The 1,846-nt window shown below is 68.9% G+C and carries 2 protein-coding genes; both read left to right on the forward strand.

Going from position 1 to position 1,846, the window contains the following annotated elements:
• The coding region (locus A985_RS28940) for a hybrid sensor histidine kinase/response regulator (RefSeq protein ID WP_157211353.1) at nucleotides 1–1,432 on the forward strand (1,432 nt) is incomplete at its 5' end.
• Nucleotides 1,429–1,846: response regulator (locus A985_RS0104700; protein WP_017232250.1), on the forward strand; the 418-nt coding region annotated here is incomplete at its 3' end. The genes A985_RS28940 and A985_RS0104700, both read left to right, overlap by 4 nt.

Genomic DNA, 1,846 nt, shown 5'->3' on the forward strand with positions numbered 1-1,846 from the left:
CGACGAAGCGCTCGCGTGCCGGATGCGTCCGCTCGACGACCGGCTGGGCGGATTTGCGCGCATGGTGCGCGACCTGGGCCGCTCGCTCGGCAAGCCAGCGCGGCTGGAGATTCGTGGCGCGCATACGCCGGTCGACCGCGACATTCTCGATCAGCTTGAAGCGCCACTCGGCCATTTGCTGCGCAATGCCGTCGACCACGGATTGGAGCGCCCGGCCGAGCGCGCGGGGGCGGGCAAGCCGGCCGAGGGCGTTATCACGCTCAGCGCGCGGCACAGCGCGGGGCTGTTGCTTGTGAGCGTAGCGGACGACGGTGCGGGCATCGATCTCGAGCGCGTGCGACGGGCGGTGGTCGCGCGCGGGCTGGCTGCGCCGGACACGGCACAGCGGCTCGACGACAGCGAGCTGCTCGAATTCCTGATGCTGCCCGGCTTCACGCTGCGCGATACGGTGACGGATGTCTCCGGACGCGGCGTTGGACTCGACGCGGTGCGGGCGATGGTGGCGACGGTGCGCGGCACCGTGCGCATCGAGCACACGCCGGGGCGCGGCACGAAAGTCATTCTGCAGTTGCCGCTCACGCTCTCCGTGGTGCGCAGCCTGCTCGTGGAGATCGCGGGCGAGCCGTATGCGTTGCCGCTCGCGAACCTGTCGCGCACGCTGGCGCTCCCGCAAGAGCACATCGCTGTGCTCGAGGGGCGTCCGCACTTCACGCTCGACGGCAAGCAGATCGGACTCGTGAGCGCGCAGCAAGTCCTGTGCGGCAGTGCGCCGGTCGCGGTGGCGGGGGATCAACCGGTGGTCGTGTTCGGCGACGGCGACGCGCGTTACGGGCTGGCCGTCGACAAGTTCCTGGGCGAGCGCATGCTCGTCGTGCAACCGCTCGACACCCGGCTCGGCAAGGTACCCAATATTGCCGCCGGGGCGCTCACGGAAGACGGCGCCCCGTTGCTCATCATCGACACGGCCGATCTGGTGCGCTCCATTGCCAAGGCGGTGGAGCTGGGGTCGCTCGAACGGGTGCCGGTGCGCGCCGCCCAGGCGAGCGGACGTGCCAGCAAGCGCGTGCTCGTCGTCGACGATTCGTTGACCGTGCGCGAACTCGAACGCAAACTGCTGGCCGCGCGCGGCTATGAGGTGCGCGTCGCCGTCGACGGTATGGAGGGTTGGAATGCCGTGCGCAGCGAGACGTTCGATATGGTGATTACCGACGTCGACATGCCGCGCATGGACGGCGTGGAACTGGTCACGCTCATCAAGCGCGACGCGCGTACGGCAGCGTTGCCGGTCATGATCGTGTCTTACAAGGATCGTGAGGAGGATCGACAGCGCGGACTCGATGCCGGCGCCGATTATTACCTCGCGAAAGGCAGCTTTCACGACGACGCGTTGTTGCGCGCCGTGGTGGACCTCATCGGGGAGCCGGGGTCATGAGGATTGGGATCGTCAACGATTCGAGCATCGCCGTCGAGGCGCTGCGTCGCACGCTCGCGCAACGACCGGGGTTCGACGTGGCATGGGTGGCGCACGATGGGGCACAGGCGGTGTCGATGTGCACGCCCACCCCGCCGGACCTCGTGCTGATGGATCTCGTCATGCCCGTGATGGACGGCGTGGCGGCCACGCGTGAGATCATGCGGCGCTCGCCCTGTCCGATTCTCATCGTGACGTCGGACGTGGGTCATCATGCGAGTCTCGTGTTCGACGCGATGGGCGCCGGCGCGCTGGATGCCGTCGACACGCCGGTGCTCGGCGGTACGGATCGGGCGCGGCCGGCATCGTCGCTGCTGGCGAAGATCGAGGCCATCGCGGCCCAGCAGGCCGACGCGCGTCTGCCGCAGCCGAGCG

Source organism: Pandoraea sp. B-6 (assembly GCF_000282835.1).
Lineage (GTDB): Bacteria > Pseudomonadota > Gammaproteobacteria > Burkholderiales > Burkholderiaceae > Pandoraea > Pandoraea cepalis.